Raw genomic sequence first — 13,223 nt, 5'->3', positions numbered from 1 at the left:
CTCAGATCCCCTGTGGGAGCGAGCCTGCTCGCGAATGCGGTAAGTCATTCAACATCGACGTTGACTGGCCTGACGCTCTCGCGAGCAGGCTCGCTCCCACAAATGATCACGTTCTTCCACATCAAATGTAACTTCTCGGCGTTCGCCATCCGCCAGTGACGGGGCTAAGGTCAACGCAGCTTTGACTCAAAGGATTGAGGGAACTGCGCCATGGAAGCACCTGTCTGCGTTCGTTCGGCCACTCTGGCCGACACCGGCATCATCAACCGTATTGTCGAGCGCTCGATCCGTATCGGATGTGCACTCGATCACCGCAACCATCCACTTCTGCTCAGCGACTGGCTCAACCACTCCTCCGCCGATTTCATCAGTAGCCGGCTCGCCGACCCACACTTTTATCTCTGTATCGCTTCGTTCGAAGACAAACCGGTCGGTGTCGGCATGGCCCGGGTCAGTGGCGAAATCCTGCTGTGTTACGTCCAGCCTGAATCCTTTCGCCGGGGCGTCGGCAGGGCGCTGATGCACAATCTCGAAGGTTGGTTGCGCATTCGCGGTGTGCAGCATGTTTACCTCAACAGCACCCGCACCGCCGAGGCGTTCTATCGGCACCTGGGTTACCAACAGGCAGCGCCACCCGGCCTCTCCACCGGCTTGCAAACCGTGCCGCTGCACAAACCTTTGTCCTCACCGGCCTGACAACTCGATCAAGGGTGTAAATCCGCACCGCGCTGAAGCGTTTCCAGAACAGGAAAACCTGCAAGTGCGCCCCGCGACCGGAACGCGCACCTGTCGGTGTGCTGTTCTGGTCACTATCCATAGCGAATTGAGGGGTCGAGAGATGTCAGTCGCCACCAGTCTTATCGAAGCGTCGTCGGCCCGGGTCGCCTCGGCGCCGGCAGAAACGTTATACGAATTCAACGAATCCCCGTTACTGGCGCGCCAGAGTCGTCAGGAGTCCAACGCGCGCAGCTATCCTCGGCGTATTCCGCTGGCGCTCAAGCGTGCCAAGGGCCTGTATGTCGAGGATGTCGAAGGGCGTACCTTCATCGACTGCCTGGCTGGGGCCGGCACGCTGGCGCTGGGGCATAACCACCCGGTGGTAATCGAAGCGATTCAGCAAGTGCTGGCCGATGAGTTGCCGCTGCACACCCTCGACCTGACCACGCCGGTCAAGGATCAATTCGTCCAGGACCTGTTCGGACTGCTGCCCACTGAGCTGGCGGCGCAAGCGAAGATCCAGTTCTGTGGCCCGACCGGCACCGACGCCGTGGAAGCCGCGCTGAAACTGGTGCGCACCGCAACCGGGCGCAGCACCGTGCTGTCATTTTCCGGCGGTTATCACGGCATGAGTCAGGGGGCGCTGAGCCTGATGGGCAGCCTGGGGCCGAAAAAGCCACTCGGTGCTTTGCTCAGCAACGGCGTGCAGTTCATGCCGTTCCCCTACGATTACCGTTGCCCGTTCGGCCTCGGCGGCGCGGCGGGCGTCAACGCCAATCTGAGCTACCTGGAAAACCTGCTCAACGATCCCGAGGCTGGCGTGCAATTGCCGGCGGCGGTGATCGTCGAAGCGGTGCAGGGCGAGGGCGGCGTGATTCCGGCCGATATCGAGTGGTTGCGTGGCTTGCGCCGAATTACCGAAAGGGCCGGGGTGGCGCTGATCGTTGATGAGATCCAGAGCGGGTTCGCCCGCACTGGCAAGATGTTTGCCTTTGAACATGCGGGCATCGTTCCGGATGTGGTTGTACTGTCCAAAGCCATCGGCGGCAGCCTGCCGCTGGCGGTGGTGGTGTACCGCGACTGGCTCGACACTTGGCAACCGGGCGCCCACGCCGGCACGTTCCGTGGCAATCAGATGGCCATGGCCGCCGGTTCGGCGGTGATGCGCTATCTGGTGGAGCACAAGGTTTGCGAGCACGCCGCCGCCATGGGCGACCGACTCAGCGAACATCTGCACATCCTGCAACGCGACTTCCCGCAACTGGGCGATATTCGTGGTCGCGGCCTGATGCTCGGCGTCGAACTGGTGGACCCGAACGGCGCGCCCGACGCGCTCGGTCATCCGCCAGCGTTTGCGCGTCTGGCGCCGCTGGTTCAGCGTGAATGCCTCAAGCGTGGCCTGATTCTGGAGCTGGGCGGTCGCCATGGCGCAGTGGTGCGCTTCCTGCCGCCGCTGGTGATCACTGCCGCGGAAGTCGACGGGGTGGCCGAGATCTTCGGTCGCGCATTGGCCGCTGCCACCACCGCGCTGTAAATTTTTCCGCGCGGCGAACGTTCTTTCTACATACCCGGCTGCATTCTTTGTGCAGCCGACCTTACAACGATGGAGAACCAGCATGACGTCAGTATTCGACCGCGAGGACATCCTCTTTCAGGTCGTGGTCAACCACGAAGAGCAATACTCGATCTGGCCCGATTACAAAGCCGTGCCGGAAGGCTGGCGCACCGTGGGCAAGAGCGGCCTGAAAAAGGAATGCCTGGCCTACATCGAAGAAGTCTGGACCGACATGCGTCCGTTGAGCCTGCGCCAGAAGATGGATGCGCAAGTCGCGGCGCAATAAGCGACCGGGCATAAAAAACCCGCTGGACCAGTGACGGTCAGCGGGTTTTTTCATGTCTTGAATTTGTATTGCCTGCACAGCCTCATCGCTGGCAAGCCAGCTCCCACAGGTATTGTGGTTGATCACAAATGTGTGTTCGCCGAAAGCTCTGTGGGAGCTGGCTTGCCAGCGATGAACGATGACTCGGTATCAGCCTGACTACGCTCCGCTCAACCCCTTGAGCAACAAATCCACATTCCCCTCCAGCTCCGCCAGCGGATCCGCCGCGTCGGTACTCAACACCACCAGACGGCTGCCGGATTCAGCAATCGCCGCTTTCACCGGCTCCGCTGGCTGGCGATGGTGCAGCACCACCGCCACGTCATTGTCCTTGAGCGTCGCTGTCAGCTTCTTCAATTCATCTGGCGTCCACTCGGCATCAGGCCGTGCGTCCTGTCCAGCCAGTTCAAGGTTGAGGCTGCCAATCAGATAGCCGAAGTGATCGCTCAAGCTCATTACGCTGAGGTTGTCCGCTTCGGCCAGGCGCGCTTCGGTGTCCGCGCTGAGTTTCAGCAAACGCTGTTTCAACGCCGCCAGGTTGGCTTCGATCGCAGGTTTGGCGCTCGGTGCCAGGCGCACCAGGTCCGCGGCCATCACATCGGCCATGCGCCCCATGTTGTTGCTCGCCAGCCATGGCTGACTGTTCAGGCCATCAACCTGCAGGCCCGGCTGTACGGCGATGCCGGGCAGGGTGCCGTCGACCGGGCGCGCTGCGTCGACCTCGACGATACGAATATTGCTGCGCCGCGCGATCGGGTACAGCGGGTCATCGGCCCACAGTGAGCGCAGACCGATCACTGCGTCCGCGTCGGTGGCCAGTTTGCTCAGCGCCGGAGCGCCACGGCCGGTGAAATACGCAGTCTGACGGCTACCCGGAAGGTTGGCCGGCGCCGCGCGTTCGAGGTTGACGTCGGTACCCTTGAGCAATGCTTCGCCCAATCCATAGGTGATCGGCAACGAGGCCAGGACGCGCAAGGGTTTCGCGCTTTCAGCAGCTAGCAGCGGGGTGCAGACCACGCCACACAGGGCCATGGCCAGAGTCAGGTTACGCAGTGAAAAAGCCATTTATCCAAGATTCCCTTTCAGGCTGGGGACGACGCCGCGCGCAATGGCGGCGAGGGCGAAAGCGATGCCGGCGACCAGAATGATCGCAGCGCCGGACGGAATCGGCAGGTCAAAGACGATCGGCGTGAGAATCCCGCACAGCGTACTGACGGTAGCGATCAGCACCGAACACCAGAAAAATCCTTTGAGCGACTGGCTAAGCAAGCGCGCCGCTGCCGCCGGAATCACCAGCAAGGCACCGACCAGAATCGCGCCAATCACCTTCACGGCGGCGACGGTGATCAGGGTCACCAGAATCACGAACAGGTAATCCAGGGTCTTGACCGCTACGCCACGCACCGCCGCCAGTTGCGGATTGAAACTGGCGAGCATGATGCGGTTGTACAGCGGCAGGGCGAGGGCCATGACCAGCGAACCGACGATGGCCAGCACCGCCAGATCATTGCCGTTGACGGTCAGTACCGAACCGAACAGCACGTTTTCCAGAATGTGCACGTTGATCTTGCCGGCGAGAATCAGCAGCAGGCTCGCGCCCAGTGCCAGCGACACCGAGAGAAACACGCCGATCAGCGTATCCGGTGCCAGCCCGGTACGGTTGCGCAGGTAATTGAGCAGGATGCCGAACAGCAGGCAGTAGCCGAACAGGCTGCCGTACGGGCCGGTGTAGGGTTCGCCGAGCAGAATGCCGATGGCGACACCGGTCAACGCGGCATGGCCGACTGCTTCGGAAAAGAACGCGAAGCGCTTGACCACCACCAGCGTGCCGAGCCCACCGAGCACGGGGCCGATCAGCAGGCCGGCGAGCAGCGCATTAACGACAAAGCCGTAGGCCAGCGCTTCCGGCAGATAACCGGAAGACGCCCAACCCTGGACCATAAGCCGAAAGGCTTCGTAACTCATCAGACCGCGCTCCGTGGATGGGTGGAAAACAGCGTCAGCAGACGTTCCGGGGTCAGCGCCAGTTGCGGTGTGGCGTCAAACAGCACCCGGCGGTTGAGGCCGGTAACCCGATCGGCCAGCCGACCCACCGCTTCCAGGTCATGCTCGATCCACAGCACGGTGATACCCGCCGCGCGCCAGTCAGTCAGCAGACGTTCGAACACCTGAATCCCGGCCTCATCGAGGGCCGACATCGGCTCGTCGAGCACCAGCAATTGCGGTGCCGGGATCAAGCCCTGCGCGAGCAGTACCCGCTGCCGCTCACCACCGGACAGCGCGCCCATGCGCCGCTTGCGCTTGTCCTGCATGCCGACCCGTTCCAGCGCCTCGCCGATGGCGCCGGCGTAGTGTTTGCTCAAACCGAGAAAGGCCGGACGGCGTTGACACATGGCGGCCATGAAATCGTCGACGGTCATCGGCAAGCCGCGATCGAACTCCAGCGCCTGCGGGACGTAACCAATGGTGCCGGGCTCGCCGAGCCAGTGCAGGCTGAGCTGGCCCTGATGCGGCATCTGCCCGAGCAGCGTCTTGATCAGCGAACTTTTACCACCGCCGTTGGGGCCGACCAGCGCATGCACGCTGCCGGGCTGCACCTGGAAGCTGACCTTGTCGAGAATCGTCGTGCGCCCCAAGGTCAGGCTGATATCCGCAAACTCCAGCGTCGGCCCGGTTATCCCCTGTGGGAGCGAGCCTGCTCGCGAATGCGGTGTGTCATTCAACGAAGATGTTGCCTGATCCGGCGCCTTCGCGAGCAGGCTCGCTCCCACCGGGTTATTGGTGTTGTCAGGGATCAGGGTTTCTTTCGAAGTCATGCCCCCGACTCCTGAATCGCCCGAACTACGGTGTTGAGGTTGCCGGTCATTTCCTTCTCGTACTTGTCGGCGGTGTATTCGCCGTAGGAAATGTGTGACAGCGGGTACAGCTTCACCCCGGATTCACGCTGGATGGTGTCGACGTAGCTGGAGGGGAAATCCATCTCGGAGAAAATCACTTTGACGTCGAGCTCGCGCAGCTGGTCGATGGTTTTTTTCAGCTGACTTGGGCTTGGCTCGATGCCGTGGGCGGGCTCGACCACGGCCGTCACTTCCAGACCGAACTCACGCAACAGATAGTCGTAAGCCGCGTGCACCGTGGCCACGCGCAGTTCGGCGTTGGGTGCCTGTGTCAGTTTGGCCAAAGCGTCAGCGCGCATCTGCCGCAGGCGTTTGCCATAGGCGCGCGCGTTTTGCGTGTAGATCTTGGCGTTGTCCGGATCGATCTTGCCCAGCTCGCGGGCGATATTGTTGACCTGGGCGATGGAGGCGCTGATCGACAGGAACGTGTGCGGATTGACCACTTTGCCGGCGCCGCGCGCAGCGACACCGGTGGCCGCCAGCAGCGGCACGTTCTCGTTGGCTTCGATGGTTTTTACGTTGGGTGTTTCACTGGCGGCGATCATCCGGTCAGCGAAGTCGTCATGGCCGACGCCATTGAGCACGATCACGTCCAGCCCGCTGATGCGCTTGATGTCTTCAGCTCGAGGCTCGTAGGCGTGCGGATTGAAGCCGGCGGGAATCAGCGGCACTACTTCGGCCTTGTCGCCGACGATGTTGGCGACGTAGCTGTAATACGGATGCAGAGTGATGCCGATGCGCAGGCGTTTGCCTTGCTCGGCGCTGGCCAATGGGCTCAACAGGCAGGCGCACAGGCCAAGCAGAAACAGGCGTAACAATGGACGGCGAGGAGATGAAATGGACATGGGCAAGCAGTCTTCTCTCGGATAAAGGCGAGGAATCAATGGCGATGTTCGCGGGTAACCCCGGCATCGAATTGCGCGACGATCTGTTTCCAGCCAGCGGCGGACAGCGCCGCGTCGGACAGATCCTCCGCAGGCGCGAGGTCGGCGCTGCGGTTCAGCCAGATGTCCGGCGCCGCGTTGGCGTCAGTGCCGACACGCATCAAAAACGAACCGGCGACATCAGGCGTCGCACTCCGACCGAAATAGGCACGATCGGCGAACATCTGCCATGCGTGACCGCCACGGCTGAGCGAACTGGCATCCTGCGCGAACGGCGCAAAGCCTTCTTCGGCGAGCATTTGTGGCGTCGGCAGGGCTTGTTGCTCTTCGCGCAACAAGCGGATTTCGTCGAGGGTCACGCGCAGGTCGGCATAGATGCCTTGCTCGGCGGCGCTGAGATCGCGGCGGGCGTCGTACTGGTTGCTGGCGACCGGCTCCGGTTCATGGGAAACCCCGCGCCACGCCACCACCGAGCCGGCGACCGCGAGGATCAGCAGGCACAACAGCAGCACATTGAGGGTTTCATGACCGGCGCCGGCCGGGCGTACCACTTGAGTTGTCGGGGTACTCATGGGGCTTCGATATCCGCCTGGTCGATTTCCACAACGTGGCCGGGGCCAGCGTCGAACAGCACATAGAACTCGCTGCCGGGCTTCTTGAACGTCAGGGTCGAGTCTTCGCCCAGTTTGCCCGGCACCAGAATGGTTTCGTCGTAGCCGATCACATCAAGGGTCACCCCCGGCGCGCCGCTGCCATCGGAGAAACCGCCGGTGCATTTGATCTGTTCGGCATCGATGGCTTTGCATTCGCACATCGGGTTGTGCGCCAGGGCGCTGGCGCTGAAACCGGCGCTCAGCAGTAGCGCGGCGCTGGCGAGCAAACGGGTATGAAGGGGTGAGCGAGTCATGGTTTGGCTCCTTGTTTGTTCAGCCACGCAACCGTGGCGGGGGAGGCTTGGCTCAGGGGAATCGCGGCCTGGTGCATGCTGCCGTCCCAGCCTTCCATGGTGATCCACAGCTCGGCGTCAGGTTTGGTCTTTGCCGGGATCGGCATCTGCGTGCCCATGCGGTAAGGGGTACCGAAGAAGATCGTGCCGGCGGCACGCAGGCTGCGCGGTTTACCGATGCGCAAGTAAGTGGCCTTGACCTGTTCGACACAGCTGTCGCAGACGGCGGCAGTGAAATCCTTCATGTAGCCGGCCGGGCCGCTCAGGTGCGGCGCCTCTTCGCGTAACTCGGCCAGACGCAGGCTCCACGGGCCGACCTGAACCGTGCCTATTTCACGCTGGCCCAGGCCGCTGTCGCCGCGAAACAGCGAAGCATCGGCAAAGTATTTCGGCATGAAGCCCAGCGGGATCAGCAACAGCAGAACATTGATATGGAAGCGCCACTTGTGCCAGAAACGCGACAGGCGCGACGGCGGCGTGACCGAGATGGCTTTGTTCACAGGCTCGCCTCCGAAGTTTCACGGCGCAGCGCCGGTTGGGCGGTGACGCGGTTTTTCTTGTCCTCGCGTTTCAGCGCATTGGCGGTGGCCAGCGCGGTGCGCTTGGTCCAGATCAGCAGGCCGCTGAGGATCATCATGCTCAGCAACAGACCGAAGAAGAACCAGATCAACTTGATCCAGATTCCACCGAAGTCACCGGTGTGCAGCGGGCGCATGGATTCGGTGACGAATTCCAGCGAGGACCGATCGGACAGCAAGCGTGAGGAAGCCATTTCGCCGTTATACGGGTTGAGAGTCGCGGTCTGGTACATCAGCGGATACCAGCCACGGCCGCTGACGCTCATGTGTGAGTAGGCATTGCCCGGCAGGTTGACGTAACTGGCTTCCAGCCCCGGAATCTTCTGCTGGGCGATTTCGATGGCGCGGTCCAGGCTGATACGCGGCGGCGGGGTGCCGGCGGCCGAGATCGGCACACTTTCGCGGGACATCGCCGGGATGATCGGCTCGCTGGAAATGGAAATCTGGTTATCGAACAGGATCGCTTTGATCAGGAACCAGATGCCGGTGATGGAGATCACCGCAATGAACCAGATCGACCAGATCCCGCACAGGCGATGGAAGTCGCCCCAGAAGATCCGCGCACCATGGCGTACGCGCAGGGTCGGGCGCAGAAAACCTTTCCAGAAGCGCTTGTAGACCACCAGCCCGGTAATCAGCGACACCAGCATCGGCACGCCGAGCAATGACACCAGATACCAGCCCCAGCTGTAGCCGTTGGTGAACGGCACCAGCCACCAGCCGTGCAGGGCGCGGGTGAACGCCTTGAAATCGAACGCCGGCGCGGTGCCCTGAATGACCCCCGTGTACGGATTGACATAGACCGTCAACGAGCGCCCGTCGGGGTAGCTGACTTCGACATCGAGGGCAAAGTGCGACTCGTCCGGACGATTGATGCTCTGCACCAGGGTTTGCGGCTCGGCCTGTTTGATCGCGGCGAGGATCTGGTCGTAGCTCAGTCGCGGCGCGTCGTCCGACGGCTGACTGGCGCGCATTTGCGGGTTGGCCAGCCAGACAATCTCCTGGCTGACCACCGCCAGCGTGCCGGTGACACAGACGATCAACACAAAGAACCAGATCGGCAACGCCAGCCAGCTATGCACCAGGAACCACAGTTTGGAACGGGATTTCTTCGACATGATTGCGCGTCTTGATTGCGGTGGAAGGGGCCGGGCTACGGGCTTCGCAGCACGGAACTCCCCGGGAGGCCGTTCGTGGCTTTTGCCTACGCGAACGGCCTGCATTCCTATAAGACGGATGAGCGAAGAAAATCCCGAAAGCGGATATGAAAGTAAATGTTTCGCAATTACATCGGCAGTGTATTTTTGCCGGTTGATCCGAGGTAAAAAACCCTCAACCTTGGTTAAACATCTCCATCGCCCGCTGGCGAATCTGCTCTTCGCTCAGATCCTCTTTGTGCGTGGCGAGAAACCACAGATGGCCGAACGGATCTCTCAGCGTGCCGCTGCGATCACCGTAAAACTGGTCTTTGACCTCGGAGACGCTTTGCGCCCCTGCATCCAGCGCTTGTTGAAAGGCTTGGTCGACATCGGTGACGTACAGGTGCAAGCCGATCGACACTGCCTGCTGCGGATTGCTCAGCGGCCCCTGATCGCAAGGCGTGCCAAGCATGATCGCGCTGTCGCCGATGCGCAGCTCGGCATGGCCGATGGTGCCGTCGGGCATGGTCAGGCGCATGACTTCGCTGGCATTGAAGGCTTTCTTGTAGAACTCGATGGCCTCGGCGGCCTGTTGGATGCCGAGATACGGGGTAATGCTGTGATACCCCTCGGGAATGGGTTTGACGCTCATGACGTTCTCCCTGTTTTTGTTTTTACAGACGTGGTTTCACCGGATTTGCCCGGAGCAATCACTATAGAACCGTCCTTGCTGCGCAACTTGTTCGCCGACGAGCAGCGTCATCACTCATCGCGAAAGTGCGGGCCTGGGCCTCGGTCACCGAGCATGTCGCCTTTATTGCGCAATGGGCACGCCTCCATGGACAGACAGCCGCAGCCGATGCACCCGGTGAGCTGATCGCGCATCAGCGTCAATTGCCTGATTCGCTCGTCGAGCTCGCGCTGCCATTGTTCAGACAGCATTTTCCAGTCCGCCGCCGATGGCGCGCGATCCTGCGGCAGGATCTTCAGCGCTTCGCCGATTTCCGCCAGTGGTATCCCCAGCCGTTGCGCGACTTTGATCAACGCCACCCGGCGCAGGACGGAACGCGGATAGCGTCGCTGGTTGCCGGCATTGCGTTCACTTTTGATCAACCCTTTGGCTTCATAAAAATGCAGCGCCGTGACCGCGACGCCACTGCGCGCCGCAACCTCACCCACGGTGAGAGGCTTGTGCACCTGGTCTTTGCTGATCATGCTGAAAATGCCCTTGACCTTGACTTAACTAGAGGTTTTACCCTGCAGCTCTTCGGGTCGCAAGGCTCGCTTCAACATGAGTGGGGGCTTTCCATGAGCAATCGCAGCTTTACCCAATTGATCGAATTCGAAATCGAACCCCGCCAGCAAGCGGCGCTGGTCTCGGCACTGGCGACGCAGACCGAGGGTCTGGCTCTGCGTTACGACGGATTTCTCAGCGCCAGCGTGCAAGCCAGCGACGACGGCCGCCGCGTGTTGAGCTTTTTGCAGTGGCAAAGTCGCGAAGCGGGGGAGGCGGCATTTCGCAGTTTCGAACGCGGCGAAGAGGATTTCTGGCAGTTGATCCGTACGCATCGGGCGAAAACCGTGACCTTCAACTCGTTCCAGGTGCACAGCAGCATTGCCCGCAGCCACGACGATGCGCTGCACTGCCGTCTGCCGGTCAGCCAGTATTAGTGCCAACCTGATAGCCACTATTGAGAGCGTTGATTTCTGCGCGAGCGTGCCCGGGCGTAGCCTTTCTCCATCGACCCCACATTGCTCGCCAGGACGCTCCCATGAACCGTTTACTGACTGTTTCGCTGATGCTCGCTGTTTCCGTACTCGCCGGTTGTGCTGGCCATGTTTCGCCAGAGCTGCGTCCCTATACCGCTGAAGAATCCCGCGAGCTGGCGCTGGAGGCCCTGAACCGCAGCGGTTTGTCGTTCGACGAATACCACGCGAAAAAAGCCCAATTGCTCGGCCAGCCGCAGAAAACTTTCGGCTTCGATCAACAGGGTGAGATGAGCGCCGAACGTGCCATACAGCTGCACGGTCGTCCAAGCTGAAAGCAAACTGTACTGCTTGAAGTTTTCCCTAACTGTCCGTGGGTTTGCCGGGCCGTGTGGGATAGGGTCAACAGCTGAATGACCCTGGATGGACTGCCTCGATGAACCTCTCGCTTGATCTGCTGTTGGCCTTTGCCCTGTTTGCCCTTGTCACCTCGATCACACCGGGGCCGAACAACACCATGTTGCTGGCGTCCGGAGTGAATTTCGGTTTCAACCGCACCATTCCACACATGCTCGGCATCAGCTGCGGCTTCTTCCTGTTGGTGGTAGCGGTGGGCTTCGGCCTTGGCGCGGTGTTTCAGGCCTACCCGATTCTGTATACGGTGCTGCGTTATGTCGGCGCGGCGTATTTGTTGTATCTGGCGTGGAAGATCGCCCACTCCGGCCCGGTCGGCGACAGTGTCGACGGCGAGGCGAAACCGATCAGCTATCTGGGCGCCGCGGCGTTCCAGTGGGTCAATCCCAAGGCGTGGATCATGGCAATCGGTGCCATCAGCACGTACACGCCGATGCAGGGTTATTTCTATAACGTCGTGATCATCGCGGCGGTGTTCGCCATCATCAATCTGCCCAGTGTCGGCCTGTGGGCGGCGTGCGGCACTCTGTTGCGCAATGTGCTGAAAGATCCGCGCTGGTTGCGCGTGTTCAATTGGGGCATGGCAGCGCTGTTGGTGATCTCGCTGTATCCGTTACTTCTCGAAAGCTTTCACTGACGCATTGCTTCAATCGCCGGCCCGATGCCTGTTAAGCTCGGTTTCAGGAGCGTTCCTACGCACTTTTAAATGAAGCCCTACTTCTTTAACGGCATCCGATCAGGTATTGATGACGCTCTCGAACCCATGCACAGCTCACGAGGCTGTGCATTGTCGTTTGCAGACACGAGCCTCCTGATCCCGGAACACGCTCTGCGAGTCCTTTATGAACACACGTCCGTTGTATTTCGATTACGCCGCCACCACCCCGGTGGACGAGCGGGTCATCCAGGTGATGATCGAGTGTCTGGGTTTTCACGGTAACTTTGGTAACCCGGCGTCCAGCTCCCACGCTTTCGGCCAGCAGGCCCGGCAGACGGTCGAGCAGGCGCGCCGGCAAGTTGCCGATCTGGTCGGCGCGCAGCCTGAGCAGATTGTCTGGACCTCCGGTGCCACCGAATCCAACAACCTCGCCCTCAAAGGCGTCGCTCAGGCCCGTGGCATTTCCGGCGGGCACATCATTACCAGTCAGATCGAACACAAGGCCATTCTCGACACTGCTCGGCAATTGCAGGACTCAGGCATTGCCGTGACCTATCTGGTACCGGACGCCCAAGGCTTGATCACGCCGCAAGCGGTCAGCGAAGCGATGCGTGATGACACCTTTCTGGTCTCGCTGATGCTGGTCAACAACGAGTTGGGCACGCTCAATGATGTCGAGGCGATTGGCGAAGTGGCGCGCAGTCGGCAGGCGTTGTTTCATGTCGATGCTGCGCAGGGCGCCGGCAAGGTCGCGATCGATCTGAGCCGCTGGCCGGTGGATCTGATGTCGTTTTCCGCACACAAACTCTACGGCCCCAAGGGCATCGGCGCTTTGTATGTCGGCCCGCAGGCGCAGCAACGCTTGCAGGCGCAGATTCACGGTGGTGGTCATGAAGGTGGCCTGCGCTCCGGGACCCTGGCGACTCATCAGATTGCCGGTATGGGCGCCGCATTCGCGCTGGCCGCCGACGCATTCGATGAAGAGAAAAAATCCATCATCGCTTTGCGCGAACGCTTGCTCGAACAGCTTTTGAAGTTGCCAGGCGTGCGCCTCAATGGCAGTGCCTCGCAACGTATTCCGCACACCCTGAGCCTGACCTTCAGCGAGGGCGAGTTCAACAGCGCCGCATTGAGCAATTCGATCGCGTTTTCCGCGACGTCGGCGTGTAATTCCGCAAGCAATGCGCCGTCCCACGTGCTGCTCGCGCTCGGACACGATGCGCGGCTTGCGGGGCGCACCATTCGCTTGAGTCTCGGGCGGTTTACCAAAGTCGAGGATGTCGACAAGGCCGTTGACCTGATCACAACCGCCTGCGCCAGTGCTCCGGCATTCTGGGCGACAGGGCTCTAAACAGCAGACGCTTTCCATGGCCGCGAAGGCTACGAACAATAACGATGACGCG

Annotated in this window: 17 protein-coding genes and 1 pseudogene; 7 read left to right on the top strand and 11 right to left on the bottom strand. The window is 61.0% G+C overall.

What is annotated here, in order from left to right; all coding sequences use genetic code 11:
* Positions 1–10 precede the first annotated feature (10 nt).
* Positions 11–100, bottom strand: a pseudogene (locus FEE99_RS23300) (metal ABC transporter ATP-binding protein); the annotation flags it as partial.
* A 110-nt stretch (positions 101–210) separates the two neighbouring features.
* Here FEE99_RS23300 and FEE99_RS23295 point away from each other — a divergent pair.
* From FEE99_RS23295 to FEE99_RS23285, 3 genes are all read left to right on the top strand, one after another.
* Positions 211–696 (top strand): GNAT family N-acetyltransferase, encoded by a 486-nt coding sequence (locus FEE99_RS23295; RefSeq protein ID WP_041478465.1) that lies wholly within the window; start codon positions 211–213, stop codon positions 694–696.
* Between the two features lie 142 nt (positions 697–838).
* Entirely contained in the window at positions 839–2,251 is a 1,413-nt protein-coding gene (locus tag FEE99_RS23290; protein ID WP_041478466.1) for an aspartate aminotransferase family protein, read from the top strand.
* An 82-nt stretch (positions 2,252–2,333) separates the two neighbouring features.
* Entirely contained in the window at positions 2,334–2,558 is a 225-nt protein-coding gene (locus tag FEE99_RS23285) for an MbtH family protein (RefSeq protein WP_041478467.1), read from the top strand.
* 198 nt (positions 2,559–2,756) lie between these two features.
* On the opposite strand, the gene FEE99_RS23280 is transcribed toward FEE99_RS23285, so the two are convergent.
* The 10 genes from FEE99_RS23280 to soxR all read right to left on the bottom strand — a co-directional run bounded on the left by FEE99_RS23280 (position 2,757) and on the right by soxR (position 10,256).
* Complete coding sequence (locus tag FEE99_RS23280; protein ID WP_041478468.1) at positions 2,757–3,662, bottom strand: metal ABC transporter substrate-binding protein; 906 nt, start codon at positions 3,660–3,662, stop codon at positions 2,757–2,759.
* Positions 3,663–4,562: a metal ABC transporter permease gene (locus tag FEE99_RS23275; protein WP_143979065.1), complete on the bottom strand. Its 900-nt coding sequence runs from the start codon at positions 4,560–4,562 to the stop codon at positions 3,663–3,665. It lies immediately after the preceding gene.
* Entirely contained in the window at positions 4,562–5,413 is an 852-nt protein-coding gene (locus FEE99_RS23270; RefSeq protein WP_041478469.1) for a metal ABC transporter ATP-binding protein, read from the bottom strand. The genes FEE99_RS23275 and FEE99_RS23270 overlap by 1 nt, the downstream gene beginning before the upstream one ends.
* On the bottom strand, positions 5,410–6,339 hold the full coding sequence (locus FEE99_RS23265) for a metal ABC transporter substrate-binding protein (RefSeq protein ID WP_016770804.1): 930 nt from the start codon (positions 6,337–6,339) through the stop codon (positions 5,410–5,412). Before FEE99_RS23265 ends, FEE99_RS23270 begins: the two co-directional genes overlap by 4 nt.
* Before the next feature lie 35 nt (positions 6,340–6,374).
* Positions 6,375–6,950 carry a DUF6162 family protein gene (locus FEE99_RS23260; RefSeq protein ID WP_041478470.1) on the bottom strand — a complete coding sequence of 192 codons (576 nt, stop codon included), beginning with the start codon at positions 6,948–6,950 and terminating at the stop codon, positions 6,375–6,377.
* Positions 6,947–7,285 carry a hypothetical protein gene (locus FEE99_RS23255; RefSeq protein ID WP_064361226.1) on the bottom strand — a complete coding sequence of 113 codons (339 nt, stop codon included), beginning with the start codon at positions 7,283–7,285 and terminating at the stop codon, positions 6,947–6,949. The genes FEE99_RS23260 and FEE99_RS23255 overlap by 4 nt, the downstream gene beginning before the upstream one ends.
* Positions 7,282–7,824: a hypothetical protein gene (locus FEE99_RS23250; RefSeq protein ID WP_041478472.1), complete on the bottom strand. Its 543-nt coding sequence runs from the start codon at positions 7,822–7,824 to the stop codon at positions 7,282–7,284. Before FEE99_RS23250 ends, FEE99_RS23255 begins: the two co-directional genes overlap by 4 nt.
* Complete coding sequence (locus tag FEE99_RS23245) at positions 7,821–9,020, bottom strand: PepSY-associated TM helix domain-containing protein (RefSeq protein ID WP_041478473.1); 1,200 nt, start codon at positions 9,018–9,020, stop codon at positions 7,821–7,823. Before FEE99_RS23245 ends, FEE99_RS23250 begins: the two co-directional genes overlap by 4 nt.
* Positions 9,021–9,234: 214 nt before the next feature.
* Entirely contained in the window at positions 9,235–9,693 is a 459-nt protein-coding gene (locus FEE99_RS23240) for a VOC family protein (RefSeq protein WP_041478474.1), read from the bottom strand.
* 110 nt (positions 9,694–9,803) lie between these two features.
* Positions 9,804–10,256, bottom strand: a complete 453-nt coding sequence (gene soxR / locus FEE99_RS23235; RefSeq protein ID WP_041478475.1) for a redox-sensitive transcriptional activator SoxR — start codon at positions 10,254–10,256, stop codon at positions 9,804–9,806.
* Positions 10,257–10,349: 93 nt separating this feature from the next.
* Between soxR and FEE99_RS23230 the strand changes: the two genes are divergently transcribed.
* The 4 genes from FEE99_RS23230 (at position 10,350) to FEE99_RS23215 (ending at position 13,171) form a co-directional block, all read left to right on the top strand.
* A complete protein-coding gene (locus FEE99_RS23230) occupies positions 10,350–10,712 on the top strand; it encodes an antibiotic biosynthesis monooxygenase (RefSeq protein WP_041478476.1) in 363 nt (120 codons plus the stop codon).
* A 101-nt stretch (positions 10,713–10,813) separates the two neighbouring features.
* Positions 10,814–11,083: a hypothetical protein gene (locus FEE99_RS23225; RefSeq protein WP_016770723.1), complete on the top strand. Its 270-nt coding sequence runs from the start codon at positions 10,814–10,816 to the stop codon at positions 11,081–11,083.
* Between the two features lie 101 nt (positions 11,084–11,184).
* Entirely contained in the window at positions 11,185–11,799 is a 615-nt protein-coding gene (locus tag FEE99_RS23220; RefSeq protein ID WP_041478477.1) for a LysE family translocator, read from the top strand.
* A 205-nt stretch (positions 11,800–12,004) separates the two neighbouring features.
* A complete protein-coding gene (locus FEE99_RS23215; protein ID WP_041478478.1) occupies positions 12,005–13,171 on the top strand; it encodes an aminotransferase class V-fold PLP-dependent enzyme in 1,167 nt (388 codons plus the stop codon).
* Positions 13,172–13,223: the final 52 nt, after the last annotated feature.

Source organism: Pseudomonas sp. ef1 (genome assembly GCF_007293365.2).
Lineage (GTDB): Bacteria > Pseudomonadota > Gammaproteobacteria > Pseudomonadales > Pseudomonadaceae > Aquipseudomonas > Aquipseudomonas siliginis.
Note: the sequence above shows the minus strand (reverse complement) of the source record. Positions and strands in the feature narration are given on the sequence as shown.

What these genes read in the sequence shown, in the direction of transcription:
- FEE99_RS23295 (WP_041478465.1), top strand. Translation starts at nt 211, where the DNA reads ATGGAAGCACCTGTCTGCGTTCGTTCGGCCACTCTGGCCGACACCGGC.
- FEE99_RS23290 (WP_041478466.1), top strand. Translation starts at nt 839, where the DNA reads ATGTCAGTCGCCACCAGTCTTATCGAAGCGTCGTCGGCCCGGGTCGCC.
- FEE99_RS23285 (WP_041478467.1), top strand. Translation starts at nt 2,334, where the DNA reads ATGACGTCAGTATTCGACCGCGAGGACATCCTCTTTCAGGTCGTGGTC.
- FEE99_RS23280 (WP_041478468.1), bottom strand. Translation starts at nt 3,662, where the DNA reads ATGGCTTTTTCACTGCGTAACCTGACTCTGGCCATGGCCCTGTGTGGC.
- FEE99_RS23275 (WP_143979065.1), bottom strand. Translation starts at nt 4,562, where the DNA reads ATGAGTTACGAAGCCTTTCGGCTTATGGTCCAGGGTTGGGCGTCTTCC.
- FEE99_RS23270 (WP_041478469.1), bottom strand. Translation starts at nt 5,413, where the DNA reads ATGACTTCGAAAGAAACCCTGATCCCTGACAACACCAATAACCCGGTG.
- FEE99_RS23265 (WP_016770804.1), bottom strand. Translation starts at nt 6,339, where the DNA reads ATGTCCATTTCATCTCCTCGCCGTCCATTGTTACGCCTGTTTCTGCTT.
- FEE99_RS23260 (WP_041478470.1), bottom strand. Translation starts at nt 6,950, where the DNA reads ATGAGTACCCCGACAACTCAAGTGGTACGCCCGGCCGGCGCCGGTCAT.
- FEE99_RS23255 (WP_064361226.1), bottom strand. Translation starts at nt 7,285, where the DNA reads ATGACTCGCTCACCCCTTCATACCCGTTTGCTCGCCAGCGCCGCGCTA.
- FEE99_RS23245 (WP_041478473.1), bottom strand. Translation starts at nt 9,020, where the DNA reads ATGTCGAAGAAATCCCGTTCCAAACTGTGGTTCCTGGTGCATAGCTGG.
- FEE99_RS23240 (WP_041478474.1), bottom strand. Translation starts at nt 9,693, where the DNA reads ATGAGCGTCAAACCCATTCCCGAGGGGTATCACAGCATTACCCCGTAT.
- soxR (WP_041478475.1), bottom strand. Translation starts at nt 10,256, where the DNA reads ATGATCAGCAAAGACCAGGTGCACAAGCCTCTCACCGTGGGTGAGGTT.
- FEE99_RS23230 (WP_041478476.1), top strand. Translation starts at nt 10,350, where the DNA reads ATGAGCAATCGCAGCTTTACCCAATTGATCGAATTCGAAATCGAACCC.
- FEE99_RS23225 (WP_016770723.1), top strand. Translation starts at nt 10,814, where the DNA reads ATGAACCGTTTACTGACTGTTTCGCTGATGCTCGCTGTTTCCGTACTC.
- FEE99_RS23220 (WP_041478477.1), top strand. Translation starts at nt 11,185, where the DNA reads ATGAACCTCTCGCTTGATCTGCTGTTGGCCTTTGCCCTGTTTGCCCTT.
- FEE99_RS23215 (WP_041478478.1), top strand. Translation starts at nt 12,005, where the DNA reads ATGAACACACGTCCGTTGTATTTCGATTACGCCGCCACCACCCCGGTG.